Origin of the sequence: Nonomuraea sp. NPDC047529, assembly GCF_040642995.1 — a bacterium.
Classification (GTDB): Bacteria; Actinomycetota; Actinomycetes; order Streptosporangiales; family Streptosporangiaceae; genus Nonomuraea.
The window spans coordinates 1-25509 of sequence record NZ_JBEYTJ010000010.1; the positions used below are offsets into that span (position 1 = coordinate 1).

The 25509-nt window shown below is 72.6% G+C and carries 25 protein-coding genes and 1 tRNA gene; 15 read left to right on the forward strand and 11 right to left on the reverse strand.

Annotated elements, in window-relative coordinates:
* Positions 1-84: 84 nt before the first annotated feature.
* Positions 85-1071, reverse strand: coding sequence for a winged helix-turn-helix domain-containing protein (locus tag ABZ815_RS17615; protein WP_357698956.1), 987 nt, complete (start codon positions 1069-1071; stop codon positions 85-87).
* 59 nt (positions 1072-1130) lie between these two features.
* On the opposite strand from ABZ815_RS17615, the gene ABZ815_RS17620 reads away from it, so the two are divergent.
* Positions 1131-2468 carry an MFS transporter gene (locus ABZ815_RS17620; RefSeq protein ID WP_357698958.1) on the forward strand — a complete coding sequence of 446 codons (1338 nt, stop codon included), beginning with the start codon at positions 1131-1133 and terminating at the stop codon, positions 2466-2468.
* On the opposite strand, the gene ABZ815_RS17625 is transcribed toward ABZ815_RS17620, so the two are convergent.
* Positions 2431-3402: a LacI family DNA-binding transcriptional regulator gene (locus tag ABZ815_RS17625; protein WP_357699467.1), complete on the reverse strand. Its 972-nt coding sequence runs from the start codon at positions 3400-3402 to the stop codon at positions 2431-2433. The genes ABZ815_RS17620 and ABZ815_RS17625 overlap by 38 nt on opposite strands.
* Before the next feature lie 87 nt (positions 3403-3489).
* Between ABZ815_RS17625 and ABZ815_RS17630 the strand changes: the two genes are divergently transcribed.
* Both ABZ815_RS17630 and ABZ815_RS17635 read left to right on the forward strand, forming a co-directional pair.
* On the forward strand, positions 3490-4656 hold the full coding sequence (locus ABZ815_RS17630) for an MFS transporter (RefSeq protein WP_357698960.1): 1167 nt from the start codon (positions 3490-3492) through the stop codon (positions 4654-4656).
* Positions 4657-4670: 14 nt separating this feature from the next.
* Complete coding sequence (locus ABZ815_RS17635; RefSeq protein WP_357698962.1) at positions 4671-5336, forward strand: (2Fe-2S)-binding protein; 666 nt, start codon at positions 4671-4673, stop codon at positions 5334-5336.
* Here the strand turns inward: ABZ815_RS17635 and ABZ815_RS17640 are convergent.
* Complete coding sequence (locus tag ABZ815_RS17640; RefSeq protein WP_357698964.1) at positions 5308-5844, reverse strand: cysteine dioxygenase family protein; 537 nt, start codon at positions 5842-5844, stop codon at positions 5308-5310. The genes ABZ815_RS17635 and ABZ815_RS17640 overlap by 29 nt on opposite strands.
* 253 nt (positions 5845-6097) lie before the next feature.
* Positions 6098-6958: an amidohydrolase gene (locus tag ABZ815_RS17645; protein ID WP_357698966.1), complete on the reverse strand. Its 861-nt coding sequence runs from the start codon at positions 6956-6958 to the stop codon at positions 6098-6100.
* 211 nt (positions 6959-7169) lie between these two features.
* On the opposite strand from ABZ815_RS17645, the gene ABZ815_RS17650 reads away from it, so the two are divergent.
* A complete protein-coding gene (locus tag ABZ815_RS17650) occupies positions 7170-8183 on the forward strand; it encodes a LacI family DNA-binding transcriptional regulator (protein ID WP_357698968.1) in 1014 nt (337 codons plus the stop codon).
* On the opposite strand, the gene ABZ815_RS17655 is transcribed toward ABZ815_RS17650, so the two are convergent.
* Positions 8125-9456: an aromatic amino acid ammonia-lyase gene (locus tag ABZ815_RS17655; RefSeq protein WP_357698970.1), complete on the reverse strand. Its 1332-nt coding sequence runs from the start codon at positions 9454-9456 to the stop codon at positions 8125-8127. The genes ABZ815_RS17650 and ABZ815_RS17655 overlap by 59 nt on opposite strands.
* Positions 9457-9466: 10 nt before the next feature.
* A complete protein-coding gene (locus ABZ815_RS17660) occupies positions 9467-9847 on the reverse strand; it encodes a phage holin family protein (protein WP_357698972.1) in 381 nt (126 codons plus the stop codon).
* 115 nt (positions 9848-9962) lie between these two features.
* Here ABZ815_RS17660 and ABZ815_RS17665 point away from each other — a divergent pair, with 115 nt between their 5' ends.
* The gene (locus tag ABZ815_RS17665) at positions 9963-10238 is read left to right on the forward strand and encodes a hypothetical protein (protein WP_352319467.1); all 276 of its coding nucleotides are present in this window, start codon (positions 9963-9965) and stop codon (positions 10236-10238) included.
* Between the two features lie 7 nt (positions 10239-10245).
* Here ABZ815_RS17665 and ABZ815_RS17670 read toward each other — a convergent pair whose 3' ends face one another.
* Both ABZ815_RS17670 and ABZ815_RS17675 read right to left on the reverse strand, forming a co-directional pair.
* The gene (locus ABZ815_RS17670) at positions 10246-11019 is read right to left on the reverse strand and encodes an FAD:protein FMN transferase (protein ID WP_357698974.1); all 774 of its coding nucleotides are present in this window, start codon (positions 11017-11019) and stop codon (positions 10246-10248) included.
* A 50-nt stretch (positions 11020-11069) separates the two neighbouring features.
* On the reverse strand, positions 11070-11801 hold the full coding sequence (locus ABZ815_RS17675) for a hypothetical protein (RefSeq protein ID WP_357698976.1): 732 nt from the start codon (positions 11799-11801) through the stop codon (positions 11070-11072).
* Between the two features lie 52 nt (positions 11802-11853).
* On the opposite strand from ABZ815_RS17675, the gene ABZ815_RS17680 reads away from it, so the two are divergent.
* From ABZ815_RS17680 to ABZ815_RS17695, 4 genes are all read left to right on the forward strand, one after another.
* The gene (locus ABZ815_RS17680) at positions 11854-12246 is read left to right on the forward strand and encodes an OsmC family protein (protein WP_357698978.1); all 393 of its coding nucleotides are present in this window, start codon (positions 11854-11856) and stop codon (positions 12244-12246) included.
* Between the two features lie 300 nt (positions 12247-12546).
* Positions 12547-13470, forward strand: coding sequence for a nucleoside hydrolase (locus ABZ815_RS17685; protein WP_357698980.1), 924 nt, complete (start codon positions 12547-12549; stop codon positions 13468-13470).
* A 41-nt stretch (positions 13471-13511) separates the two neighbouring features.
* A tRNA-Lys gene (locus tag ABZ815_RS17690) sits at positions 13512-13585 on the forward strand.
* A 184-nt stretch (positions 13586-13769) separates the two neighbouring features.
* The gene (locus ABZ815_RS17695) at positions 13770-16106 is read left to right on the forward strand and encodes a helicase-associated domain-containing protein (RefSeq protein WP_357698982.1); all 2337 of its coding nucleotides are present in this window, start codon (positions 13770-13772) and stop codon (positions 16104-16106) included.
* Here the strand turns inward: ABZ815_RS17695 and ABZ815_RS17700 are convergent, their stop codons facing one another.
* Both ABZ815_RS17700 and ABZ815_RS17705 read right to left on the reverse strand, forming a co-directional pair.
* Positions 16107-16667, reverse strand: coding sequence for an NADAR family protein (locus ABZ815_RS17700; RefSeq protein ID WP_357698984.1), 561 nt, complete (start codon positions 16665-16667; stop codon positions 16107-16109).
* Positions 16668-16721: 54 nt separating this feature from the next.
* Positions 16722-17573: a DUF4429 domain-containing protein gene (locus tag ABZ815_RS17705; protein WP_357698986.1), complete on the reverse strand. Its 852-nt coding sequence runs from the start codon at positions 17571-17573 to the stop codon at positions 16722-16724.
* A gap of 31 nt (positions 17574-17604) precedes the next feature.
* Between ABZ815_RS17705 and ABZ815_RS17710 the strand changes: the two genes are divergently transcribed.
* A complete protein-coding gene (locus ABZ815_RS17710) occupies positions 17605-18189 on the forward strand; it encodes an HD domain-containing protein (protein ID WP_357698988.1) in 585 nt (194 codons plus the stop codon).
* Here ABZ815_RS17710 and ABZ815_RS17715 read toward each other — a convergent pair.
* Positions 18186-18896: a FadR/GntR family transcriptional regulator gene (locus tag ABZ815_RS17715; RefSeq protein ID WP_357698990.1), complete on the reverse strand. Its 711-nt coding sequence runs from the start codon at positions 18894-18896 to the stop codon at positions 18186-18188. The two genes, ABZ815_RS17710 and ABZ815_RS17715, sit on opposite strands and share 4 nt — an antisense overlap.
* A gap of 137 nt (positions 18897-19033) precedes the next feature.
* On the opposite strand from ABZ815_RS17715, the gene ABZ815_RS17720 reads away from it, so the two are divergent.
* From ABZ815_RS17720 to ABZ815_RS17740, 5 genes are read left to right on the forward strand one after another with little or no spacing between them, the layout of a single operon-like run.
* Entirely contained in the window at positions 19034-20638 is a 1605-nt protein-coding gene (locus ABZ815_RS17720) for an ABC transporter substrate-binding protein (protein WP_357698992.1), read from the forward strand.
* Positions 20635-21594: an ABC transporter permease gene (locus tag ABZ815_RS17725; RefSeq protein WP_357698994.1), complete on the forward strand. Its 960-nt coding sequence runs from the start codon at positions 20635-20637 to the stop codon at positions 21592-21594. Before ABZ815_RS17720 ends, ABZ815_RS17725 begins: the two co-directional genes overlap by 4 nt.
* Positions 21594-23525, forward strand: coding sequence for a dipeptide/oligopeptide/nickel ABC transporter permease/ATP-binding protein (locus ABZ815_RS17730; protein ID WP_357698996.1), 1932 nt, complete (start codon positions 21594-21596; stop codon positions 23523-23525). The genes ABZ815_RS17725 and ABZ815_RS17730 overlap by 1 nt, the downstream gene beginning before the upstream one ends.
* Positions 23518-24510 carry an ABC transporter ATP-binding protein gene (locus tag ABZ815_RS17735; RefSeq protein WP_357698998.1) on the forward strand — a complete coding sequence of 331 codons (993 nt, stop codon included), beginning with the start codon at positions 23518-23520 and terminating at the stop codon, positions 24508-24510. Before ABZ815_RS17730 ends, ABZ815_RS17735 begins: the two co-directional genes overlap by 8 nt.
* Complete coding sequence (locus tag ABZ815_RS17740; protein WP_357699000.1) at positions 24507-25493, forward strand: dihydrodipicolinate synthase family protein; 987 nt, start codon at positions 24507-24509, stop codon at positions 25491-25493. The genes ABZ815_RS17735 and ABZ815_RS17740 overlap by 4 nt, the downstream gene beginning before the upstream one ends.
* The last annotated feature ends 16 nt before the right edge of the window (positions 25494-25509 follow it).

Genomic DNA, 25509 nt, shown 5'->3' on the forward strand with positions numbered 1-25509 from the left:
TTCAGGGGCGGCGTGTGGGGGGGGGCCGTGAGGGGCCCGCCGCCCCGCCGGGGCGGTCCGGGGGCCCCGCCCGCGGCGGGCCCGCTACGCCAGCGATCGGCCGACCAGCGCGTCCCCCAGCGGCGTACGTGCGTAAAGGACGGAACGGCCCGTGCGGGTGCCCACGACGAGACCCGTCCGGCGCAGGGCGGCGAGGTGGCCTCCGGTGGCGCCGAGGCTCTGGCCGAGCAGGGCGGCGAGGTGCGTGGTCGTCGCGGGCACGGCCAGCTCGGTGAGGACGCGCGCCCGGGTGCGCCCGATCAGCAGCGCCAGGTCGCCGTCCGGCACGCCGACCCCCGCGCCGGTGCCGCGCGCCGGGTAGACCAGCGCGTTGGGCCAGGACTCCTCCAGGTACGCCCCCACCGAACGGGAGAAGGCCGTCGGCAGGAACAGCAGGCCCTTGCCGCCCAGCACGTGCAGGCCGTGCCGCGTGTGCAGGCGCACCTCGATGTGCCCGTCCTGGCGCCAGCGCACCTGGTCGCTGAGGTCGTCGAGCGCGGCGGCCCAGCCGTAGGCGGCCAGGCGTCCGGCGCGCTGGATCACGTCGCGTTCCAGGATCGTGTGGAAGCGCGGCCAGCTCACCGAGACGATCTCCCGCCACAGGGCCTCGTACGCGTCCGCCAGCACCTGGACCACCCGTGGCGAGAACAGCACGTCCCGGAGCTGCTCCGGCAGCGGCGGAAGTCCCGCCAGCACCTTGGTGACCTCCTTGTGGGCCTGGGCCACCGGGGTCCGGCGCATCGAGGCCAGCTCGGTCTCGAACGGCACGCTCATCCCGGCCGGGGGCGGCGCGATGAAGTCGACGTTCGCGTCGCCCTTGTTGCCGCTGACCGCCGCGAGCGCGCGCAGCGCCGGATGCCGGCGCACCAGGTCGAGGTACGGGCCACGCCACCGTTCCACCCACCGGCGGTGCACGCCCGGCTCGTTCCTGCCGTCGAGCGTCCAGTGGGCGTGCATGGTCTCGATCAGCGGCGAGATCGCGAACCGGCTGGCCACCAGGTCCTGCGGGGACACCTGGATCTTCACTGCCATCTTTCGGTTATATCCGAAACTGTGGCCCTGCCGGGAGCCGGTTCAGCAGCATCGGGGGTGTGAGAGCGGCGACGTACGGCGACGTGTTCGCCGTCAAGGAGTTCCGGGTGTTGTTCGGCAGCTTCGCGCTGCTCGTCACCGGGGACTCGATCAAGATGCTGGCCCTGTCCGTGCTGGTGTACGCGCGTACCGGGTCGCCGGGGTTGTCGGCGGCGGCGTACATGGCGGGGTGGCTGCCGTACATCGTGGGCGGCATGTTCCTGCTGTCGCTGGCCGACCGGCTGCGGCCCCGGGCGCTGATGGTGACCGGCGAGCTGGTCAGGGCGGCGGTGTGCCTGCTGCTCGCCTACGCCGGGCTGCCGGTGTGGGCGATGCTGGCGCTGGTGCTGGTCAGCGGGCTGTTCTCGCCGGTCTTCGGCGCGGCCAGGTCGGCGGCGCTGCCGGACGTGCTGCCGGGGGACTCGTTCGTGCTCGGGCGGTCGGTGCTCGGGGTCGCCTCGGCGGCCTCGCAGGTCGGCGGGCTCGCGGCCGGGGGCGCCTTCCTCGCCTTCGCCGGGGCGCCCGGCGCGCTGGCCGCCACCGCCGCGCTGGCGGTGGCCGGCGCGGTGGTGCTCCGCCTCGGCCTGCCCGACCGGCCGGCCCGGACCGCCTCGGGAAGGGGCGGGACGGGGGCCGTGCGGCAGACGTTGCGGGTGAACCGGTCGCTGCTGGCCGATCCCCGGGTGCGCGGGCTGCTGCTGGCCGGATGGGTGCCGACGATGTTCCTGGCCGGGGCGGAGGCGATGATCGTCCCGTACCTGGGCGGTCAGGGGCGGGCGGGCGTGGTGCTCGCGGCGGCGGCGGCCGGGATGGCGGTGGGGGAGTTCGCCGTGGGCCGGTTCGCCGCGCCGCCGCTGCGGGAGCGGCTGTCGGCGCCGCTCGCGGTGCTGCTCGGGGTGCCGTGGCTGGCGTTCGCGCTGGGGCCGGGCATCGGGTGGGCCGCGGTGCTGGCCGCGTCCGCGGCGGCGGGGCTGGCGTACCAGCTCGGGTTGCAGCGGCGATTCGTGGACGCGGTGCCCGAGGAGGGGCGCGGGCAGGCGTTCGGGCTGCAGTCGGCGGGGTTGATGACGGGCCAGGCGGCCGGTGCGGCGCTGGTCGGCGTTTTGGGCGAGTCGATCGGGCCGGGGCCCGCGATCGTGGTGGCGGGGGCGGCGGGCGTCCTGGGGGCGCTGGCCCTGCTCGGGGCCCTGCGCCCGCCGCACCCGGCCCCGCCGCACCCGGCCCCGCCCCACCCGGCCCTGCCCCACTCGGCCGCGCCGGCCGGTCACGTCGCGTCGTCCGGTGAGGCTGCGTCGTCCGGTTCCGCCACGTCTGGTGGGGTTACGTCGCCGGGAGTTCGCCGGAACCGCGTGGGATGAGACGTACGGGCAGTTCGACGTGCTCCGGCGGCCCGCCGTCACCGCGCAGGCGGCGGAACAGCAGCTCGGCCGCCACCCGGCCCATCCACGCCGGATCCTGCGCCACCACGCTCACCCCCGGCCGCAGCAGGTCGGCCAGCTCGAAGTCGTCGAACCCCACCAGCGCGAGCCGCCGCCCCTCCAGGACCCGCAGCGCGGTTACGGTGAGCCGCCCGTTCCCGGTGAACAGCGCGGTCGGCGGCGCGTCGAGGGCGAGCATGCGCCGCAGGTCGGCCCGTACGTCGTCCGGGGACGGCGTGCGCATCGCCACCAGCCGCGGGTCGAACAGCCCGCCGAGCGCCCGCCGGTAGCCCGCCAGCCGCTCGGCCGCCGTGTAGATCGCCGGATCGTCCCCCAGGAACGCGATCCTGTGGTGCCCGTACGTGAGCAGGTGCCGTACGGCCTGCTCGGCCCCGCCCGCGTTGTCGGCGAGCACGGTGTCCACGTCGATCCCGGGCTCGGGCGGCCGGTCGGCGAACACCACGGGCGTGCCGGTCTCCAGCTCACCCCGCAGGTACGCGTGGTCGTCGCCCGCCGGGACGACGATCAGCCCGTCCACCCTGCGCGCGCAGAACGTCTGGACCAGCTCGCGCTCCCGGCCCGGCTCCTCGCCCGACGACCCGCTGAGCAGCAGGCAGCCGTGGTCGATGACGACGTCCTCGACGGCCCTGCTGAGACCGGCGTAGAAGGGGTCGGCGACGTCCTCGATGACCAGCCCGATCGTGGCGGTCATGCCGGTGCGCAGCCCCCGGGCGCTCTCGTTGCGGCTGTAGCCCAGCCGGTCGATGGCCGCCCGCACCCGCTCGGCGGTCGCCGGATGGACGCCGGGTTCGTCGTTGACGACGCGCGAGACGGTCTTGAGCGCCACGCCCGCCGCCGACGCGACGTCCTTCATCGTCGGTCTCACGCATGGATCATGTCCTACTCCACCCAGGCGGACAACGCTGTCAGACGCCTGTGCCAGAGTAGGTGCCCTATGCCGTTGAGACACGCCTTGCTGGTGGCCGGGTTCGTGCTGGCCGCGCTCAACCTGCGGCCCGCCATCGCCGGCCTGTCGCCGCTCCTCGACGAGATCATGAAGGACCTGGGGCTGTCGCCGTCGGCCGGCGGCGCGATCACCACTGTCATGGTGGTCTGCCTGGGCGTGTTCGGCCCGCTCGCGCCGCTGCTCGCGCGGCGCATCGGCCTGGACAGGACGCTGCTGGCCGGCCTGCTCGTGGTCGCGGCGGGCGAGATGCTGCGCGGGCTCGACGGCGTTCCCATGCTCTACCTGGGCTCCGCGCTGGCCGCCACCGCCATCGCCGTCATGAACGTCTCCATGCCCGGCATCGTGAAGCAGCACTTCCCGACCCGGGTCAACCTGCTCACCGGCGTCTACGTCTCGGCCGTGGTCGCCGGCGCGGCCGGGGCCTCGGCCCTGGTGATCCCGCTGGAGCGGGCCACCGGCTTCGACTGGCGCGGCGTCTCGGCGCTGCTCGCCGTGCCCGCGCTGGTCGCGGCCCTGCTCTGGCTGCCGCAGGCGGTCCGGGGGAGGGCGGCCGAGCAGGGCGGCCCGAGACCGTTCGGCGCCATCCTGCGCAGCCGGGTCACCTGGTACGTGACCGCCCTCATGGGCCTGCAGTCGCTCACCTTCTACGTCATGCTGGCCTGGCTGCCGACGATCTTCCTCGACGCCGGCCTGCCCGCCGACCAGGCCGGCTACCTGCTCAGCCTGACGAACCTGGTCCAGGTCGCCACCTCGCTCGCGGTGCCGGTGCTGGCCGGCCGCCGGGCCTCGCAGGTGCCGTACGTGGTGGGCGCGGGCGTGCTGACCGTGTTCGGCTACCTCGGCGTGCTGCTGGCCCCGGCCACCGTGCCGTGGTTGTGGATGATCGTGCTCGGCGTCGGCCAGGGGGCCTCGTTCGCGCTGGCGCTGCTGATCATCGCGCTGCGCCCGGCCGATCCCGCCGGCGTGACCGCGCTGTCGGCCGTGTCCCAGTCAGTGGGGTACCTGGTGGCCGCGCTGGGCCCGCTGCTGTTCGGCTACCTCAGGGAGCTCTCGGGCGGCTGGACCCTGCCGCTGACGGTCGGCCTGGGCGTCCTCGGAGCGCAGCTGGTGGCTGGATGGCTGGCCGGACGCCCTGCTACCTTAGGTAAGGCTAACCTGTAGAAGGGATTCGCGGCGTGCTGACCGAGGCTCTCCAGCGCCTGGCCGACGGCCGGGGCGGCGTCATAGGGGTCGAGCCCGGCCTCGTGATCGACCCCGACGAGAGCTGGACGGCCGCCGCCGATCTCGTGCGGGAGCCGTACACGCTGCTGGAAGAGCTGGTCGCGCAGACGGCGGCGCGCTGGAACGCGCCGAGGCACGTCGGCGCGGCGCTGTTCTGGAAGACCTTCGGCTACTGGCACAGCCTGCCCATGGCGCTCGGCTGGGCCCTCGACGGCCGCGTCCCGGTCATGCGGCTGGCCGACACCTACTTCAAGGTCTCCGACGCCGGCGTGACCATCGCCGCCAGCCGGGTGACCTGGGGCACGGGCGTCGAGCCCATCCGCGAGTCGCTGGCCGAGGCGCAGCAGCCGCTGGTCAAGGCCATCAGCGTGCTCGCCAAGGTCGGCGAGCGCACGCTGTGGGGCTCGACCGCCGAGGCGTTCGCCCATCCGCTGGTCACCATCGTCGAGGGCGACTACATGGCCCTGCTCGCCGAGATCGGCAGGCCGGTCGACGGGCTGGTCGAGCCCGCCGACGACGGCTACTTCCGCAGGACGTGCTGCCTGTGGATCACCCTGCCCGACGTCGAGGCGTGCGGGAGCTGCTGCGTGCTCAGGCCACCGCGACAGGCTCGTCCATAGGACGCAGCTCGTCGGCGTAGCTCACCGAGACGCGGCGCATGACGCCGCTGTCGTCGATCGAGTACTGGCCGAGCCGCCACAACGGCGGCGAGTAGGCGTGGATCGAGACGCTCTCGCCCTCCGCGCCGCCGAGCCGGTGGATGTGGTCGGGCCCGAACGAGAACGACTGCCCGGCGGGCACCACGGTCTCCAGGTGCTCGCCGCCGATGCGCGGGTTGCTCTCCTGCAACGCCCCCTGCACGACGTGCACCGCGCCCGAGGAGATGTCGTGGTCGTGCCAGCCCGTGTCGTCCTCGGGACGCCAGCACAGCACCCAGACGTCCACGTAGGCGTCCCGGTACAGGGAGGCGTAGTGCCGTCCGCCGTCGGTCGGGAAGTCGACCATCTCGCGCCACTCCTGCGGGTTGGCGGCCAGCTCGTCGACCAGGTCGCGCAGCTCACGCCGGTCGAGCGCGCGCTCCGGCAGCCCGGCACACACGCCGCCGCCCTGGATCTGGATGTCACTCACGTACGAGTCTCCTTTCTGTATCTCATGGCCTCACTCCGTGAGGCGGCTCGGTCGCCGGAATGCCGGCGCCTTCCCCCGCTCTGGTCGCTTCGCTCCCGCCGCTCCTCCAGGCACCGGCGCTCCCTCGCGGGGTCAACTGCCTCACTGCGTGAGGCGGCTCGGTCGCCCGCAGGCCGGCGCTCCCTCGCGGGGTCAACCGCCCCACTGCGTGGGGTGGGGTTGATGGCCAGGTGCCGGCGCTCTCTCGCGGGGGTCATGGGTTCGGGAGGGAGAGGAGGCGGCGGGGGTTGGTGGAGCGGATGGCGTGGAAAGCGGCGGCGCCGAGGCCGGGGTCGGGGGCGGTGGCGTACGGGGCGTCGGAGCCGTTGACGACGACGTCGATGCCCAGCTCGCGGACGATCGCGTCGATGGCGCGCGGCCCGTACGAGGACGTCTCCACGTAGAAGCCGGGGTCGACCAGGCCGCGCCCGGTGCCGCCCCGGGCGATGAGCCGCTCGGAGTGCAGCGGCGCCAGGCCCGCCAGCAGCGCGAAGCACACCCGCAGCCGAGGATGCCGGGGCCTGACCACGGCGTGGAAGTGGTGCCAGGACGCGTGCATCTGCTGCACGTACGGCACCAGCGCCGGCCACCACGACGGCGCCCCCGGCGGCGGCGGCACGGCGGCCGGGCCGGGATGCACGAACAGCGGCAGATCCCGCTCGGTGAGCACGTCGAGCAGCCGGTCGTCCGGTACGGCGGTGGCCGGGATCTGCAACCCGGCCGCCCCCCGGTCGAGGTCCTTGGCCAGCCGCTCAGGATCGGGCTCGCTGTGACAGGTCGCCGCCCACACCCCGAACGGCCGGCCCAGCGCGAGCGCGCCCTCGTGGTAGGCGTCGATCAGCGGCCAGGCTTCCTCCGGCGGCAGGAACTCCACGCCCAGCGGGCTCGACATCGACACCAGCGCCAGGTCGAGCCCGGTCGTGTCCCGGTGCTCGTGGTCGGCCGGATCGACCTCGTACGGCGGCTCGCCGTCGAGGAGCAGCGTCCAGCCGTCGAGCCGGGGAGGGGCGGTGCGAGCGCGCAGCGCCGCGACGAACGCGTCCGTCCACAGATGCTGATGCACGTCGATGCTCACGATCACACCTCCCTCTATTTCCTACTGAGATTACAGGTAAACGAACTGTACTGCGAAATCAAACCTGTGAACCGTTTCAGTGATACGGTTCAGTGAACCGCTTCACTGTCCTATTTGTCAACGCTTCGCACGTCGAGACCGGACCAAGAAGAAGGACGCGAGCCCGAGCGGGAACCCGGCTTCTGTCGGTGGCAGGCAATAGGCTGGCTGGATGCCGCGGAAGAGAGCGACGATTCGGGAAGTGGCCCGCGCGACCGGTCTGTCTCCGGCGGCCGTCTCCTATGCGCTGCGCGGCATGCAGGTCTCGGAGGAGACGATGGAGCGCGTCCGCGCCGCCGCCGCCGAGCTCGGCTACGAGGCCGACCCCATCGCAAGGGCCCTGGCCAGCGGCCGCACAGGCATGATCGGCCTGCTCTGCGGCTCGCTCGAAGACCTGTGGCAGCAGTCGCTGGCGGTCGGCATCAGCAGGGGCCTGCGGGAGAAAGACCGCTATGCCCTGATCCTCGACGCGGTCGGCGACCCCGAGCGTGAGCGCGTGCTCGCCCAGCAGCTCCGCGACCAGCGCGTCGACGGTCTGATCGTGCAGCCGGTCGATCCGGCCGCGCCGTTCTGGGCCGAGCTGTGCGAGTCGCTGCCCGTCGTCGCGATCGGCGACGCGCTGGCGGGCACGGCGGGCGAGGTCGTCTTCGACAACCGCCGGGGCGTCACGCTGGCCCTCGAACATCTGGCCGGGCTCGGCCACCGCCGGGTCGCCGTGCTCACGCCCACCCAGGCCAGCACGCCCGACCGTCCGGCCGACGTGCACGTCCTGGCCGAGGCCGACCGGCTGGGGCTCGACATCGAGGTCGTCTCGGCCCCCCACGACCTGGCCGCGGCCACGTCGGCGGCCCACGAGATCCTCTCCACGTCCAGGCCGGGGGCGGTCTTCTGCTTCGCCGACTCCATCGCCTACGGCGTCTACGCCGCGGCCAAGGAGCTGGGCCTGTCCATCCCCGGCGACGTGTCGGTCATGGGCTACGACGACCATCCCATGTCAGGGCTGCTCACCCCGGGCCTGACCACCGTCGACTGGGACATCGACGGCATCGTCAGGGCCGCGGTGCGCCTCATCGCGGCCGCGGCCGACGGCGGCACCCGGCGCCGCCGCGTCGTCCAGGCGCCGACGCTCAGGGAGCGTGGCTCGGTCGCGCAAGCGCCGCCCGCGCCTCGTCCAGCTCGTCGGTGAGCCGGCCGTCGGGCCGCGCCCCCTTGCGGGCCCGTACGGCGGCGGCGCGCTCGCAGGCCAGCACGATCTCCAGCGGTTCGAGGCAGCGCAGCGCGTGGCGGGCGGCCTGGGTGGCGAAACCGGCGTGGTCCTCGGTGCCCAGCGAGATCACCGCGGTCCCGGTCGTCACGGGGGCCGCGAGGTGGCGCAGCTCGGCCAGGGCGTCCTGGGCCACGTACTCCAGGATCATGAGGCCGGAGGCGCCCGGCCGGTCGGCCAGGAACGGGAGCTGCCCGGTGTAGGCGGGGTTCATGAGGGTGGCCAGGCGGGCGGTGCTGAGCTGGGCGGTATGGGCCAGCGCGGCCCGCAGCGCGTCGAGGGCCAGGGCCACCGGGGCCGAGTGGAAGTTGCCGTTGTGCCAGGCCAGGGTGCCGGTGACGAGCGGGTTCTCGGTGGCGGCGTTCAGGTCGGTCTCGACGGTCGCGGTGGCGCGCTCCAACGCGTCCACGGCCGCGCCGTGCACCTGCGCGAAGGCGCGGTAGCCGTACGGGTCCTGGACGCGGGGGGCCGGTTCGTGGGCGAGCAGGCCGCGCAGGCGTCCGGCCACGCGCGACTGGCCCGCGTGCGGCCTGGCCTCCTGGACGGGGGCGGCCAGGGGCTCGGCGGAGGCGTCCACGGCGGTGAAGGACAGCGCGGCCACCTCCACGGCGGCCTCCAGCAGCTCGCCCAGGCGATGGCAGGCCAGGGCGGCGTCGGCCAGCGTGGCCGCGCCCGAGCTGATGAAGGGCAGCGCGTCGCCGGAGGCGAGCGAGAAGCGCGGCCCGGCCGCCTCCTCGCCCGCCCGCCGCCAGGGCACCTCGCCCAGCAGGCACAGGGCCGTGGTGGCGAGCGCGGTCAGGTCGCCGGTGCCGATCGCGCCGTACGTGCGGACCGGCGGCGTGAACCCCCCGGCGACCGCGTCGGCCAGGACGGGCAGCACGGCCGGGTCGATGCCCGAACCGCCCGCCATGAGCTGGTTGAGCCGCACGACGAGCATCGCCCGCGCACGTTCGGCCTCCACCAGGGGGCCCGCTCCGCAGGCGTGGCTGCGCAGCAGATCGAGACCGGGGGAGTCGAGCCGGACGTCCCGGTTGGCGCCCACGCCCGTGCTGCGGCCGTAGACCGGGCCGGTCAGCCCCTGGGCGGTGGCCCACGAGGCCCGGGCCCGATCGAGGGAGCCGATCGTGACCCGGGCCCGGCCGTGGGCGGCGTCGTGTACCTGGGCGCAGGTCAGGCCCGCGCCGTTGAGCTGCATGGGGAGGGGGTCAGTCGTTGTCGGGGATGAACAGGCCGAGCAGCCAGCTGACGACGCTGATGATGATCGCGCCCCAGAAGGCGGCGGGGTAGAAGTTGTCGACGTGGAAGGGGATGTCGAACTGACCGGCGATCCAGCTCGTCAGCAGCAGCATGGCCGCGTTGATGACGAGGAGGAACAACCCCAGGGTCAGCACGATGACCGCGCAGCCCAGTGCCTTGACGATCGGCTTCACGATGGCGTTGACGACGCCGAAGATCAGGGCCACGAGGAGCAGGACGCCCCAATACTTGGCCGAGTTCTCGGGGGCTGTGATCTTGATGCCGTCGAGGAACTGGATGGCGACCCAGAGGGCGGCGGCCGCGGCCACGGTTCTGATGATGAATCTCACGCTGGTTGATCCTCCCACTTCGCGATCGCCGGCGCGATAGACGGACGGAGGGACGTCGATCGATCACTGTCGGTGGTGGCGGTTACCTGTGACTCCTGTCGGGAAAGGGAGCGAGATGGACGCTAATGGTCTTGATTCGTTGCCCGCGGCGGAGTTGCACGACCGAGCGGTGCGGTACGCCGTACGCCATGGGGATCTGGGCTTCCTGTGGAACCTGCTCAAGGTGATCCCCGCCGCCGAGGCCGCCAGTGGTCACGAGAGTGAGACCGCCAACGACCTCAGCCGGGTCTCCGCGCTGCTCAGCGACGCGCTGGCGGCGGGCGAGGGTGAACTGGGCGAGGCGTTGCGCCCGATCTACCTGGAGTATCTGCGGGATCATCCCGACGCCTGAGCCGTGCTCAGCCGGCCAGGCGCGCCCCCGCGTCGATCCCCGAGATGCCCGGCGTGCTGACCTCCTGCCCGTCCCGCAGAACGATCATGGTGTCGTACGCGCCCGCCTCGGCCAGGTCGGCCGCGAAGCGCGGGGCCAGGGTGGGGCCCATGGCGTACATGGCGGTGGCGTAGGCGTCGGCCACGCCGAGGTCGGGGCCGATCACGGTGACCGAGCCCAGCGTCTGCTGGCGCTCCCCGGTGCGCGGGTCCACCACGGCCGCGCCGCCCGAGGTGGCGATGCCGAGGTCGTGGGCGAACAGCGCCTTCCTGACGACGTCGGTGCGCGGGTCGCGGATGCCGACGCGCCAGGCCTTGCCCGGGGCGGCCGAGCCGCGCACCCTGATGTCGCCGCCCGCGTTGATGCGGTGGTCTCCGGCGCCGGCGTTGCACAGCGCCCGCGACAGGCGTTCGAGGGCCCAGCCCTTGATGTAGCCGGAGGGGTCGATCACGCCGTTGATCCGGTGCTCGAACCAGCCGCCGGTCGCCTCGCTCAGCTCCTCGCAGCGGTGCAGCACCTCGACGAGCTCGGGGATCTGCCTGATGGTGAGGCCCTGGTTGAGCCGCCAGATCTGGCTGTCCTCCTTGGCCGGGCTGAAGGTGTCGGCCACCCAGCGCAACCAGGAGAAGGCGTCGTCGAGCAGGGGGGTGAGCTCTCTGGCCGGCAGAGCCGTGCGGATGTCCACACTGACGGGCATGCCCATGACCGTGTCGACACGGGCGCTTCCGGGGAAAATCGTCACCTGGCCTCCTTGTCCGCAGACCACGCTCTCACGTCGGCCGTAACGTGGGGCTAAACCTTTTGCTCCGGTTTGAAATGAACCTGTGATCTGGGGATCGCAAGGCGTGACAACGCGCCGCCGACGTACCGGGTGAACGGGCGCGGGCCCTCGACGACGACCTCGCGCTCGGTGATGTCGGGGATCTGGCGGCTGAGGCCGGAGGCACTGATGCGCTCCTTGGCCCTCGGGTCGTGCTCGGCGCCGGTGACGAGGATGAGGCCGTACCTGGCCTCCAGGTCGCGCAGCTCGTTGCTGGCGCGCTCGGTCCGGTACACGGCCACGATGTTCGGCGTGCTGTCGGGCACGGCGCCGGGTCCTGTGGCGAGGGCCAGCCGGGCGCGTAGGGTCTCCGCGTCCATGCCGGACGCGATCAGCACCTTGCCCCTGGTCTCGGGGGTCACCGTGTGGCTGCGTACCGCCATGACGGCCGCCATCGCGTACAGCAGGAGCGACCCAAGACGGCTGGGCGCCGTCACGTACGCGGTGGAGCTGAACTCGTGGGCCACCAGCAGCGCACCGGCCAGGTAGCCGCCGAGCCGCAGCCGCTGCCTGGCCTGTTCCGTCCGGAGCAGGTCGGCGGCCTTGACGATGGCGAAGCCGAGCGCGACGAGCAGCGCCGCGGCGGCGTACGCGGTGGGCCGCCAGGGGTAGCCGAACCCCGGCTGGATCGCGCCGAACTCGGCGACCGCGACCCCGCACCAGAAGAGGATGGGACCGTGACTCGCATTCACCTCACTAGCCATGCCTATGACGATGCTGAAGGAACATGAGAGCTTTCTGAGTAAGGTCTGAAACATGGCTAACGTGCGTGTTGAGCGGACAGAAGACGGCGGTTTCCGGGCCACGAACGCCCGTGGCGCCGAGGTGAGGATCGGCGGCGGTGACGAGGAGGGCGTGTTCACCCCGGTCGAGCTGCTGCTCGCGGCGGTGGGCGGATGCAACATCGTCACCGTCGAGCCGCTCACGGCCAAGCGCGGGCACCGGCTGGTGCGCCTGGCCATGACGGTGGAGTCGGAGAAGGTCGAGCCGAACAAGCTCGGGCCGGTGACGGTCACCTACGACGTGGAGCTGCCCTCGGAGGAGGCCGACGAGGTGTTCAGGGCGGTCGCCGGGCGGGTGCACGACAAGTACTGCACGGTGAGCAGATCGTTGCAGGACGGTACAGAGGTTCGATTGGAGCTTCCCTAGTCGGATTAAACGCTTATTCGACCCCGTTATGACGCGACCGTTGCATTCGTCTCGGTAGCGTTGTAGCAGGTCGAGAGGCCACAACAGACCTTCACCGATGCGGACGCGGAGGGGGACCGCGGTCCGCGAGTGCGGGACCGCCGACGTTTTTGGGGGAAGACGTCGGCCTGGACCGCCACCGATCGAGGCCGGGCAGATTTGGGGGAAACTGCCCGGCCTCGATCCATGCCCACCCCCTGCCACTCCCCGCCGCTCCGCCTTTGGCTCACAGGTGGCAGGGCATGCGTATTGTCCTGTGGTGTGAAGAAAGTTCTCATCGACTGCGACCCCGGCATCGACGACGCGCTCGCCCTGGCCCTCGCGGCCGGCTCTCCCGATCTCGAAGTGGTGGGCGTCACCACCGTGGGCGGCAACGTCGACCTGGAGCTGACCACCGCCAACGCGCTGGCGCTCAGGGAGTTCCTCGACCTCGGCGACGTGCCGGTCACGCCCGGCAGCGCGGGCGCCCTGCTGCACCGCACGGTCCGCGCCGGCCACGTCCACGGCGCCACCGGCCTGGGGGACGTCGTCCTGCCCGCCCCCGTACGCCCCCTGTCGGACGGCCACGCGGTGGACTTCATCGTGGACGCCCTGCGTGCCGCCCCCGGCGAGATCACGCTGGTCGCGGTGGGCCCGCTGACCAACATCGCCCTCGCCGTACGCCGCGAGCCCCGCGTCGTCGAGTGGGCCCGCGAGCTGGTGATCATGGGCGGCTCGTACACGCGGGGGAACCACAACCCGGCGGCCGAGTTCAACATGCTGGCCGACCCCGAGGCCGCGGCGATCGTCTTCGAGGCCGGCTGGCAGGTACGGCAGCTCGGCCTCGACGTGACCCTGTCCGCCCTGGTCACCACGGACGTGCTCGACCGCATGCGCCCGCTCGGCCGGCTGTCGGAGCTGCTGGTGCCCGCCGCGCAGTTCTACGGCGTGGTGACGGCCGAGGGCGGCCCGGCGATCCACGACGCCTGCGCGGTGGCGTACGTGCTGGACCCGTCGTTGTTCACCTGCGTGCCGGCCGTGGTGAACGTGGAGACCGTCGGGACGTACACGCGGGGGATGACCGTCACCGACTTCGACCTGCGCGGACGGCAGGCGAACGCGCTGGTGGCGACGTCCGTGGACGTGAAGGGGTTCTGGGACCTGGTGCTGGGGGCGTACGGGAGGCTGGGGGAGCGGCTCGGCTGATGTGCGGGCACCGTCCGGCGGCTGATACAGTTAACCCTGTTGCGCCGCTAGCTCAGTTGGTTAGAGCAGCTGACTCTTAATCAGCGGGTCCGGGGTTCGAGTCCCTGGCGGCGCACCCTAGAGAAACCCCAGGTCACTGTGTTGACCTGGGGTTTCTGCTTTCCCGGAACCCTGTGGACGCCCCCGAGCCGCTCGGTGTCACCCGTGGCCCGCCGCTCCCATGCCGGGCCGCTCAGGAACGGCCGTCCAGGAAGATGACCATCGGGATGGTGGCACCCCGGCGCTGCGACAATCAGGGGGTGGACGAGACGCTTCTGGAGTGGCTGGCGGGGCTGGGGCGCGAGAGGCTGGCCGAGGTGCTGACGTCGCGGCCGGACGTGTTGCGGCCCGTGCCGCCGCGGCGGCTGGTCGAGCTGGCCGAACGGCTCGACGCGCCCGAGTCCGTGCACCTGGCGCTGTCCCGGACGCCGCTGCCCTGCCTGCTGCTGACCGAGGCGATCCTGGTGGCGGCCCGCACCGGGCGGCCGCTGTCCGGCCTGGTGGCCTCCGGGGCCGACCTCTCAGGGCTGATCGACCGGCTCGAACGCGCCGCGCTCGTCCGGCGCGACGAGGGCGGGACGCTGAGCTTCGCCGCCGGGCTGCCCGCGGTGCTGCCCACGCCCCTGGGGCTCGGTCCCGACCTGGCCGCGATCCTCCCGCAGGTCACCATGGCCGAGCTGACCGAGGTGGACCGGCGGCTGGGCGGCACCGGCGCGGGGCGCAAGGCGATCCTGATGGAGTCCGTCACGGCGGCGCTCGGCGACCCCGACCGGCTGGCCCGGCTGGTCGCCCGCGCCCCGGCGGGCACCCGCGAGCTGCTGGACGACTTCGTCGAGCGAGGGCCCGCGCGGGTGCTCGACGAGTTCCCGCCGCGCGGCCAGCACCAGCCGCGACGTGCGGCGACCCCGGCGCGGTGGGCCCGCGACCACGGTCTCGTCTGGAGCGTCGACTGGGAGCGCACGTACGTCATGCCCATGGAGGTCGCGCTCGCGCTGCGCGGGCGCGACCACCGGATCGACCTGCCGGTCGAGCGACCGGCGATCAGTACGCGGCCGGTCGCCGGAGAGCTCGTCGCCCACGAGGCGTCCGTGGCCGCCCTCCGCCTCCTGGACCGGGCCGCGGCCCTGTTGGAGGCCGCCGCGGCGGAGCCGTTGCCCGAGCTGAAGGGCGGCGGCGTCGGGGTCAAGGAGGTGCGCCGCCTGGCCGGCCGGCTGGGCTGCGCCGAGGACGAGGTCCGCCTGCTGCTGGACGTCGTGCACGCCGCCGGGCTGCTGGCCGCCAACCCGGTCACCCAGGTGCGCACCCGGCGCGCGACCGAGACGCGGCGTACCGGGGTCTCGCCGACCAAGGGCTACGACGCGTGGATGCGCCTGGAGCCGGCCGATCGCTACACCGCGCTGGTCGAGGCATGGTGGGGGCTGCCGATCAGCCCGACCCGCCGGTACGACGGCAAACCGCGCACCCCGCTGGCCCCCGCCGGGACCGGGACGCCGTCCAGCGTCATCCGGGAGGTGGTCTTCGAGCTGCTCGCCGACGCGACCGCCACGGGAGAGGGCGCGGCCGTCCCGGACGCCGAGGAGGTGGCGGCGGCCGCGAGCTGGCACCTTCCCCTCCTGCAGCGGGCGAGCTGCCGCGAGGTCGTGCTGGCCGTGCTGGCCGAGTCGAGGCTGCTGGGCCTGGTCGGCGCGGACGTCCTCAGCCCGCCCGGCCTGGCCCTCCGGTCGCCCTCGGCTCCGCAGGCGGGCGAGGCCGCCGCGGGGCTGCTGGCCGCGGCCCGGCAGCAGGCGCTGTTCGGCACCGACCTGACCGCCGTGGTCACCGGCCCGCCCGCCGCCGCCCTGGCCGAGGTGCTCGACCGGGCCGCCGACCGCGAGCCCGGCGGCACGTGGCGGTTCGGCCCGGCCTCGGTGCGCCGCGCCCTCGACGCCGGCCACACCCCGGCCGACCTCGTCGCCGCCCTGGCCGAGGTGGCCTCCGGCCCGTTGCCGCAGCCTCTGACGTATCTCGTCCACGACGTCGCGCGGCGGCACGGGGAGGTCGAGGTGGTCCCGGTGGGCTGCTGCGTGGTGGGCGACCACGCCCTGCTGGCCGAGGTGGCCGCGCATCGCAGGCTGGCGAAGCTGCGTCCGCGCCTGCTCGCCCCCACCGTCCTGGCCAGCGCCCTCGATCCGGCGCAGACCCTGGCCCTGCTCAGGGAGTCCGGGTACGCGCCGGTGGCCCGCGAGGCCGACGGCTCGCTCGCCGTGACCGGCCGCACCTCCAGGCGCGCGCCCGCCCGTCCGGCCCGCCGCGAACAGGCGGTCCTCAGCCCCGAACGCGCCGCCGCCTGGCTGGTCGCCACCGCGGGTGAGCCGGCCCCGGTCTTCCACGGGCTGCGCGACGTCTTCAGCCGGTACGCCACCGCCCTGCCCCCCAAGGCCCGCGAACGGGTGGCGATGGAGCTGCAGTACCACGGCACGGCCCGGATCGCCTACGACGGCGAGGACCTCACGGTCAGCGGCCCGGAGGTACGCGGCGCCGACCTCGACGTGTGGTGCCACGAGCCCGCCGAGTTCCGGCTGCTGGACCTGGCCAAGATCACCAAGGTGCTGACCTGATCAGGCGTCCAGCTCGTCGCGGGCCGCCATCAGGGCGAAACCCAGCAGGTTGAGCCCCCGCCAGGTCGCCGCGGAGGCGGCGCGCTCGTCGTCGGCGGCCAGGCCGATGCCCCAGACCCGGTCCAGCGGGCTGGCCTCGACCAGCACGTGCGCGCGGGTGCCGACGAGGAACTCCCACAGGTCCGCGTGCGCCCGGAACTTGGCGAGCGAGGCCCGGGTGACGATGTCGAGCCGGTGGGCGTCCCACACGGCCTCGTCGAAGCCGCGTACGGTGCGGCCGAGCTTCTTGGCCTCGGCCGGGGTCGCCGCGCGCAGGATGCGGCCGGCGATGTCGTGGTCGCCGAACAGCCACGCCTTGTGGGCCATCATGTAGTGCTCGGCCGAGGCGAAGGTGTGGCCGTCCTCGGTGAAGGTCGCCGGCCACCACTGCGACAGGCAGCCGCGGCCGGGGCCGCCGTCGCGGGACGGGCGGTGGCCCCAGAAGTAGAGGTAACGCGGCCGGCGGCCGTTCCGCTCCGCCGCGACGGCCTCGTCCACGGTACGGGGAAGCTGGTCGGACACGGCTCAACCGTCCCACAGGGTACGGACGGCCGCCAAGCGGATAAAGGCAACAGGTCAGAGCCGGCGGATCATGGCCTGCTTGGCCGCCGCGAACTCGTCGTCGGTCAGCACGCCCGAGCGGTGCAGCTCGCCCAGCTCGGCCAGGCGGCGCAGCACCGCGTCGTGCGCATCACCGCCGGGGGCGGCCGGCGGCTCAAGCTCGGCGGGCTCCTCGCGCGGCAGCCGGGCCAGCACCGCGGCGCCGACCAGCGCGGTCGCGCCGCCGAAGCGCTGGATGCCCCAGGAGACGCAGTGGGGGTCCTTCTGCGGGGTGACCCCGGGCCCGTCGCCCTTGAGCCGGAAGCGGAGCGTGCCGTAGCCCAGGCCGGACTGCGGCTTCCACTCCACGCCCACCAGGTTGGCCAGCGGGAACTCCTGCGACCCGGCCCGTTCCTTCTCCGAGCTGGCGAAACCCGTCCATTCCAGGCGGACGCGCTCGCCGTCGAAGACGGCCGTGCCGTCGCCGGCCGTGGCCGAGACGGGGATGGCGGGGCCGGGGAGGAGGTAGTGCTCGCAGGGGCCGGTCGGCGTCTGGTTGATCTCCAGGGTGTCGCGGACCTCGTCGGCGAAGTACTGGGCGGCGCCGGCGCGCTCCTTGGGCACCGCGAGCCGGTAGGGGTCGGCGGGCGCGGCCAGCGACCCGGCGACGAGGTCGGACAGGGGGTCGGCGCCGTAGCGCAGGCGAAGGCGCAGCTGGCCGCCCTTGCGGCCGGGCTCGAACGCGCACGTCGCGATGGCCTCCAGCGGCACGGCGACCTCGCCGAGCACCTTGCGGAGCTCATGGACGTTCTTGTCGCCGCCTGGGACCACGCGCAGCATCTCTCCGTTGAACGTCCACGAGCCGTCGAGAACGGCGATCTCGGTCATATTCTCAGCCTAGGACGTCGAGAGGAGCCCGATGAAGATCTTCACGAGCTGGATGTCGTGGGGCCAGGCCGCCGGCCCCCTGGCCGAGGCGCTCCCGTCGCAGGCCGTCACGAGGTTGCGCGAGTCGGTGCGCTTCGCGCGGACGCAGCACGGCGTGCGGCAGCGTCCCACCGGGCGGCCGTACGTGGAGCACCTGCTGGAGGCGCTGGAGGTGGCGGTGGCCGGGGCACAGGTGCGCGACCCCGACGTGCTGACCGCGGTCGTGCTGCACGACGTGCTGGAGGACACGGCGTGCACCGAGCGGGAGCTCGCGCGGCGGTTCGGCGCGGACGTGACCGGGCTCGTCCGCTGGGTGACCAGGCCCGCCGGGCAGGCCGGGGCCGACCACCTGGCCGCGCTGGCCAAGGCCCCGGCGCAGGCCGTGCTCGTGAAGCTGGCCGTCGGGGTGAGCAAGGTGCAGGAGTTGCAGCGCCTCCATTGGCGGTTCCAGAAGCACTGCTACCAGGAGACCGTCTCCTCCATCGTGCCGCTGGCCGCGCCCCACCCCTGGTTCGCCGAGTGGTACGAGGAATGGCAACGGCCATGGGCCAGGCGCGTGGCCCGCTTCCCGGACTAGCCTCCCAGCCGGGCCAGCCGGTTGCGCACGCCGTCGAAGTGCGCGTACACGGCCGACACCGCGGCGGCCCGGTCGCCGGCCAGCACCGCGGCGTAGATGTCGCGGTGCCGCCTGGCCACGTCGCCGGGCGGCTCGTCGGGGGCGCCGAGGTGGTCGCGGAGCTGGTGGTAGACGTCCCAGAACGCGCCGAGGAGCTGGCTGACCAGCGGGTTGCCGAGCGGCCGGTAGAGCAGGTCGTGGAAGAGCCGGTCGGTCTCGGGGGAGACCTCGCCGACCTGCGACTCGTGGTCCATGCGGGCCATGACGTCGGCCACCGGCGCGAGGTCGGCCTCCGGACCCAGGTCGATGAGCCGCTGGACGAGGCCGCTCTCCAGGATCTCGCGGATCTCGATGAGGTGCGCCAGGTGGTTGCGGCCGTTCTGGAGGGTGATGCGGCTGTGGAAGGCCAGCTCGTCCACGAGGCCGGACAGCGACATCCGGCCGACGAACATGCCGAAGCCGTGGCGGATGTCCACGATGCCGACCGCCTGGAGGGCCTTCAGCGCCTCCCTGACGGAGTTGCGGCTGACCTGGAGCTCCTCCATGAGCTCCGACTCCGTGGGCAGCGGGTCGCCCGCGACCAGCCCGCGCCTGACGATCAGGTCTTTGACGCCCTCCTGGGCCTCGACGGCCCGGCTGGGACGTGCCGGACGCGGGACTGCGGTCATGGAGCTTCCTTTCATCGTAGGTAACATTCCGGAAATCCTCTGTTGACCTCAAGACGCTCTGGCGTTTAGCGTCCACGTTACGCACAAGATAGGACATGGGATGTCCTACGTTCTACCTTTCCCCCCAGGAGGCATCCGTGAGCTCTGAGTTCAGCCGCCGTGACTTCCTGCGCTACAGCGGGGCCACGGGTGCGGCGGCGTTCATCGCGGCCACCCTCTCCGCCTGTTCCGGAGGCCCGGCCTCGACCGGCTCGGTCGGCGCCGGATCGAACAAAGACCTGATCACCGCCGTCATCGGCTACGGCAACGACCAGAGCTGGGACCCGACGCAGACCGCGTCGGCGTTCGCGATGGCCGGGATCAGCCACGTCTACGAAGGACTGCTCGACACCGACCCGGTCACCCGGGAGCCGTACCCGGCCCTGGCCACGGCGCTGCCCGCCGACCCGAACGCCACGTCCTGGACGTTCACCCTGCGCGAGGGCGCCAAGTGGCACGACGGGCAGCCGGTCACCGCCGACGACGTGGTCTTCACGTTCGAGCGCATCCTCGGCCCCGACAACGTGCTGACCGGCAACTTCTTCAAGTCCTGGCTCCAGGAGGTGAAGAAGGTCGACGACCGGAACGTGGAACTGGTCTTCAAGTTCCCCTTCCCCGACGCGGCGCCCCGGCTGACCATCGCCAAGATCATGCCGAAGCACGTGTTCGGCCAGGCGGGCGCGTGGGACAAGGCCAAGAGCGGCATGGCGGTCGGCTCCGGGCCGTACAAGCAGACGGCGCACAACCCGAAATCCAACACCTCCTTCGAGGCGTTCGACGGCTACAACGGGCCGCGCCCGGCCACCGTCAAGAAGATGAACTGGCTGACCATCGTGGACGCCTCCGCCCGGGTGGCCAAGATCTCCGGCGGCTCGGCCGAGGCGCAGATCGCCGACAACATCCCGTACGCCAACGTCGAACAGCTCAAGCAGCAGGGGCTCACGGTTGAGGGCGGCAAGGGCATGAACCACATGTTCCTGATGTTCAACACCGCCGCCAAGCCCTTCGACGACGTACGCGTCCGCCAGGCGCTGCACTACGCCATCGACAAGCAGAAGATGATCGACGTGGCGCTCAAGGGCCACGGCACGGCCTCCAGCTCCTTCCTCAACGAGGGCCACCCCGACCACCGCCGCGCCTCGGTCGTCTACGACTACGACCCCGACAAGGCCAAGGCGCTGCTGAAGGAGGCGGGCGTCACGAACCTGACGGTCAACCTCATGGCCGTCAACGTGAGCTGGATCGCCGACTGCCTGCCCACCATCGCCGCCTCCTGGGAGGCCGTCGGGATCAAGACCACGCTGGAGCCGCAGGACACGGCCGCGCTGTTCACCAAGATGGACCAGTTCCAGGACTACCAGGTGGTCGCGGCGGCCTCGAACCCCAACCAGTTCGGCATGGACGCCGACCTGATCCTGCACTACAACTACGTGCCCGGCGGCCTGTGGATGAAGTACAGCCACTGGGACGGCAGCAAGGACGCCGAGAAGCTGTTCGCCATGATGGACGCGGCCGGCAAGGAGACGGACAAGGCCAAGAAGACCGAGCAGATCCACAAATATCTGGACCTGGTCGCCGAGGAGGCCGTGCTCTACCCCGTCGTCCACAACGAGCTGATGACCGCCTGGGACCCGAAGAAGATCTCCGGCATCCGCGCCCAGCCCTACCCCGGCATCAACCTGCTGCAGGCCAAGAGGACATGACGCTCGTACTCAGGATGCTGCTGCGGCGGCTCCTCATCCTGATCCCGCTGGTCCTGGGCGTGGTCGCGTTCGTGTTCGTCGTGATGCGCTTCTCGGGCGTCAAACCCGAGTACGCCTACTTCCAGGGCGCGAACCCCACGGCGGAACAGATCCACCGCTTCCAGGAGGAGAACGGCCTGCTGGACCCGCTGCCGCTGCGGTACGTGCGCTTCGTCGCCGACCTCGCCCAGGGCGACATGGGCACCAGCGTGCTCACCAAGAAGCCGGTCATCGAGTCGGTGACGACCGCGTTGCCGCTGACCCTCCAGCTCACGTTCCTCGGCCTGGCCGTGGCGGTCGTGTTGTCGCTGGTGTTCGGCGTGACCGCGGCGCTGTTCCGCGACCGCTGGCCCGACCAGGCGATCCGGGTCGTGTCGCTGGTCGGCGTCGCGGCCCCGGCGTTCTGGCTGGCGCTGCTGATGATCCAGTGGCTGGCGGTCGGCGAGGGACTGTTCCCGACCGGCGGCTACATCAACCCCGCGGACTCCGTCACCGGCTGGCTGCAGTCGATGACGCTGCCCGCGCTGTCGTTGTCGCTGCCGATCGCCGCCCAGCTCACCCGCATCATCCGCACGTCGATGGTCGAGGAGCTGGACCGTGACTACGTGCGCACCGCGATCGGCAGCGGCCTGCCGATGATCGTCGTGGTCGGACGCAACGTGCTGCGCAACGCGCTGATCAACCCGCTGACCGTGCTCGGTCTGCGCATCGGCTACCTGATCGGCGGCACGGTGGTCATCGAGACGATCTACGGCCTGCCCGGCATGGGCCAGCTCATGATCAACGCGGTGCGCGACGGCGACCCGGCCGTGGTGCAGGGCGTCGTGCTCACCATCGCGATCGGCTTCATGGTGGTCAACCTGGTCGTCGACATCCTCTACCTGCTGGTCAACCCCCGCCTGAGGAGTGCCGCCTGATGAGAAGCGGACTCACCGAACGCCTGGCCAGGCCCGGCGTCGCCTTCCGGCGGCTGCCCCTGGCGTCCTGGCCGGCGGTCGGCGTCATCGTCCTGGTCGTGCTGGCCGCCCTGTTCGCGCCGCTGATCGCGCCGCACTCGCCGTACTTCCAGGAGGCCGCCGGCGGCGGCCCGTCGGCCGCGCACTGGATGGGCCTCGACAGCGCCAACCGCGACATCCTGTCCAGGCTCCTGTACGGCGCCCGCTGGTCGCTGATCATCGGGCTCGGCGCCACCGGGCTCGCCCTGGTGGCCGGGGCGGTCGTCGGCGCGGTCGCGGCCACCTCGCGCCGGATCGTGGACGAGACCGTCATGCGCGTGCTCGACGTGATCATGGCCTTCCCCGGCATCGCGCTGGCCGCCGTGCTGGTCGCGGTGTTCGGCGGCAGCATCCCGGTGCTGGTCATGGCCATGGCCTTCCTCTACATGCCGTCCGTGGCCAGGGTCGTGCGGGCCAACGTGATCGCCCAGTACGGCGAGGACTACGTGGCGGCCGAACGCGTCATCGGCGCCCGCACGCCGTACATCGTGGTCAGGCACGTCGCGGTCAACTGCGCCGCGCCCGTGCTGGTGTTCTGCACGGTGATGGTGGCCGACGCGATCGTGTTCGAGGCGTCGCTGTCGTTCATCGGCGCCGGCGTACGGCCGCCGAACCCGTCGTGGGGCAGCGTCATCGCCGACGGCAAGAACCTGGTGCTGCTCGGCGGCTGGTGGGCCACGGTCTTCCCCGGCCTGCTGATCCTGCTCACCGTGCTGGCCCTGAACATCCTGTCCGAGGGCATCTCCGACGCCTGGGCCGCCCCGGTACGCAGAGCCGCCCCCAAGAAGGACGACGCGTACGAGCAGGCCACCCCCGGCACCGGCCAGGTGCTCGAACTGCCCGGCCTGGCCGAGGCGGCGCGCCGGCTGGCCGAACGCGCCCGCCCGCTGCCCCAAGGACAGCCGATCCTCAGCGTCGAACGCCTGCGCATCGGCTTCGAGCCGGACATCGACATCGTGGACGGCATCGGCTTCGAGGTGTGGCCCGGCGAGGTCGTCGGCCTGGTCGGCGAGTCCGGCTGCGGCAAGTCGCTGACCGCACTGACCGTCATGGGCCTGCAACCACGTGCGGCCCACGTCAGCGGGCACGTGCGCTTCGACCAGAAGGAGCTGCTCGCCCTGCCGCGTGGCGCCCGCCGCCGCCTGCTCGGTCACGAGATGGCGATGATCTACCAGGACGCGCTGTCCTCGCTCAACCCGGCCATGACCATCAGGGCCCAGCTCAGGCAGGTCACCCGCAGGGGCGGCCGGCGTACCCCCGCCGAGCTGCTCGAACTGGTCGGCCTTGACGCCCGCCGCACCCTGTCCGCCTACCCGCACGAGCTGTCGGGCGGCCAGCGGCAGCGGGTGCTGATCGCGATGGCGCTCTCCCGCGAGCCCAAGCTGATCGTCGCCGACGAGCCGACGACCGCGCTCGACGTGACCGTCCAGGCGCAGGTCATCGAGCTGCTGCTGCGGCTGCGCGAGGAGCTGGGGTTCGCGCTGATCCTGGTCTCGCACGACCTCGCCCTGGTCGCCGACGTCACCGACCGCGTCGTCGTCATGTACGGCGGCCAGATCGTCGAGACCGGCGCCACCGCCGCCCTGGTCGGCGAGCCCGCCCATCACTACGCCCGTGGGCTGCTCGGCGCGGTGTTGTCGCTGGAGTCGGGGGCCGAGCGGCTGACGCAGATCCCCGGCGTGGTGCCCGCGCCCGCCGACTTCCCGGCCGGGTGCAGGTTCGCCGACCGATGCCCGATGGCCACCGACATGTGCCGTACGCAGGCCCCGGTGCTGGCCGGAGAGGCCAGGCGGCACGCGGTGGCCTGCCACCACCCGGCGGTCGAACTCGTGGGGAGTGAGCGACATGCTTGAGCTGGACGATGTGCACGTCGTGCACAAGGCCCGGTCGGGAGGGCTGTTCTCGCGCGACCGGGTGCACGCCCTGACCGCCGCCTCGCTGACCGTCGCGCCCGGCGAGACCGTCGGGATCGTGGGGGAGTCGGGCTGCGGGAAGTCCACGCTGGCCAAGGTGCTGGTCGGGCTGCAGCGGCCGACCTCGGGAAGCGTGCGCCTGCACGGCCGCGACCTGTGGACGCTGACGCCGGGCGAGCGGCGCGCGCTCGTCGGCGGCGGCGTCGGCCTGATCTTCCAGGACCCGTCCACGGCGCTCAACCGGCGGCTGCCGGTCGGGCGCATCCTGCGCGACCCGCTCGACGTGCACGGCCGCGGCACCCCCGCCCAGCGCGAGGCCCGCGTGCGTGAGCTGCTGGACCTGGTGGGCCTGCCCGCGGGCGTGGCCGGCGCGCTGCCCGGCCAGCTCTCCGGCGGGCAGCGGCAGCGGGTGGCCGTGGCCAGGGCGCTCGCGCTCGAACCCGGGCTGGTCGTCGCCGACGAGCCCACCAGCGCCCTGGACGTGTCCGTCCGCGCTCAGATCCTCAACCTGCTGCTCGACCTCAAGGAACGGCTCGGGCTGGCACTGGTGTTCATCTCGCACGACATCCAGACCGTGCGCAGGATGAGCGACCGCGTGGTCACCATGTACCTGGGCCGGATCGTCGAGCAGACGCCCGCGCAGTCCGTTCCGGGGCGGGCCAGGCATCCGTACACGCGGGCGCTGTTCTCGGCCACCCCGGGGCTGATCTCGCCCATCAACCCGATCCCGCTGGTGGGGGCCGTGCCGTCGGCCACCAGGCCGCCGAGCGGCTGCCCGTTCCGCACCCGGTGCTGGCGGGCCGACGACCTGTGCGCCGCCGAGCCGCCCCCCGCCACCCGGGCCGGGGACGACCACTTCTTCCACTGCCACCACCCGGTGGCGGCCGGAGCCACCGACCTAGAGCTGATCCAGGAGCACTCATGACAGATCCCGATGTCGCCGGGTCCGCGACAGATCCCGATGTCGCCGGGTCCGCGACAGATCCCGATGTCGCCGGGTCCGCGACGGTGACCGGCGTGATCCCCCCGGTCTGCACCCCGTTGACCCCCGGCCACGAGGTGGACGCCGCCTCCCTGACCCGGCTGGTGGACCATCTGCTGGAGGGCGGGGTGGACGCGCTGTTCGTGCTCGGCTCCTCCTCGGAGGTGGCCTACCTGACCGACGCGCAGCGGCGGGTGGTGCTGGACACGGTCGTCGGGCACGTGGGCGGGCAGGTTCCGGTGCTCGCCGGGGTGATCGACATGACCACGCCGCGGGTGCTCGAACACGCCCGGGTCGCGGTGGAGGCCGGGGCGTCCGCGCTGGTGGCGACCGCGCCGTTCTACACGCGCACCCACCCCGACGAGATCCGGACCCACTTCCGGACGATCGCCGCCCGCGGCGGACTGCCCGTCTACGCCTACGACCTGCCGGTCAGCGTGCACACCAAGCTGGGCGCCGACCTGCTGCTCGAACTGGCCGCCGAGGGCGCGCTGGCGGGGGTGAAGGACTCCAGCGGCGACGAGGGCGGCCTGCGCCAGGTCATCATGGGCCGCCGGGCGCCGTTCAGCGTGCTCACCGGGTCGGAGGTGACCGTGGACTCCGCGCTGTGGATGGGCGCCGACGGCGTCGTGCCCGGCCTCGGCAACGTGGACCCCCACGGGTACGCCGAGCTGTACCGGGCCGCCTCCCGTGGCGACTGGGAGGCGGCCAGGATCCAGCAGGAACGCCTGGTCAGGCTGTTCGAGATCGTCCGGGTCGGCGCGGGCCGCATGGGCGGCAGCTCGGCGGGGCTGGGCGCGTTCAAGGCCGCCCTGCACCTGCGGGGCGTCATCGACTGCCCGCTCACCGCGCTGCCGCAGATCCCGCTGAACGACGACGAGACCGGCCGCATCGGCAAGCTGCTGGCCGCCGCCGGGCTGCTGTAGCCGCTCAGCGGCCGCT

Excerpts from the sequence above, each read along its gene's own strand:
- ABZ815_RS17735 (WP_357698998.1), top strand. The coding sequence starts at position 23,518 with ATGCTTGAGCTGGACGATGTGCACGTCGTGCACAAGGCCCGGTCGGGA.
- ABZ815_RS17675 (WP_357698976.1), bottom strand. The coding sequence starts at position 11,801 with ATGGCTAGTGAGGTGAATGCGAGTCACGGTCCCATCCTCTTCTGGTGC.
- ABZ815_RS17655 (WP_357698970.1), bottom strand. The coding sequence starts at position 9,456 with ATGCAGCTCAACGGCGCGGGCCTGACCTGCGCCCAGGTACACGACGCC.
- ABZ815_RS17705 (WP_357698986.1), bottom strand. The coding sequence starts at position 17,573 with ATGACCGAGATCGCCGTTCTCGACGGCTCGTGGACGTTCAACGGAGAG.
- ABZ815_RS17725 (WP_357698994.1), top strand. The coding sequence starts at position 20,635 with ATGACGCTCGTACTCAGGATGCTGCTGCGGCGGCTCCTCATCCTGATC.
- ABZ815_RS17625 (WP_357699467.1), bottom strand. The coding sequence starts at position 3,402 with ATGAAGGACGTCGCGTCGGCGGCGGGCGTGGCGCTCAAGACCGTCTCG.
- ABZ815_RS17615 (WP_357698956.1), bottom strand. The coding sequence starts at position 1,071 with ATGGCAGTGAAGATCCAGGTGTCCCCGCAGGACCTGGTGGCCAGCCGG.
- ABZ815_RS17715 (WP_357698990.1), bottom strand. The coding sequence starts at position 18,896 with ATGACCGCAGTCCCGCGTCCGGCACGTCCCAGCCGGGCCGTCGAGGCC.
- ABZ815_RS17740 (WP_357699000.1), top strand. The coding sequence starts at position 24,507 with ATGACAGATCCCGATGTCGCCGGGTCCGCGACAGATCCCGATGTCGCC.
- ABZ815_RS17665 (WP_352319467.1), top strand. The coding sequence starts at position 9,963 with ATGGACGCTAATGGTCTTGATTCGTTGCCCGCGGCGGAGTTGCACGAC.
- ABZ815_RS17650 (WP_357698968.1), top strand. The coding sequence starts at position 7,170 with ATGCCGCGGAAGAGAGCGACGATTCGGGAAGTGGCCCGCGCGACCGGT.
- ABZ815_RS17710 (WP_357698988.1), top strand. The coding sequence starts at position 17,605 with ATGAAGATCTTCACGAGCTGGATGTCGTGGGGCCAGGCCGCCGGCCCC.
- ABZ815_RS17730 (WP_357698996.1), top strand. The coding sequence starts at position 21,594 with ATGAGAAGCGGACTCACCGAACGCCTGGCCAGGCCCGGCGTCGCCTTC.
- ABZ815_RS17680 (WP_357698978.1), top strand. The coding sequence starts at position 11,854 with ATGGCTAACGTGCGTGTTGAGCGGACAGAAGACGGCGGTTTCCGGGCC.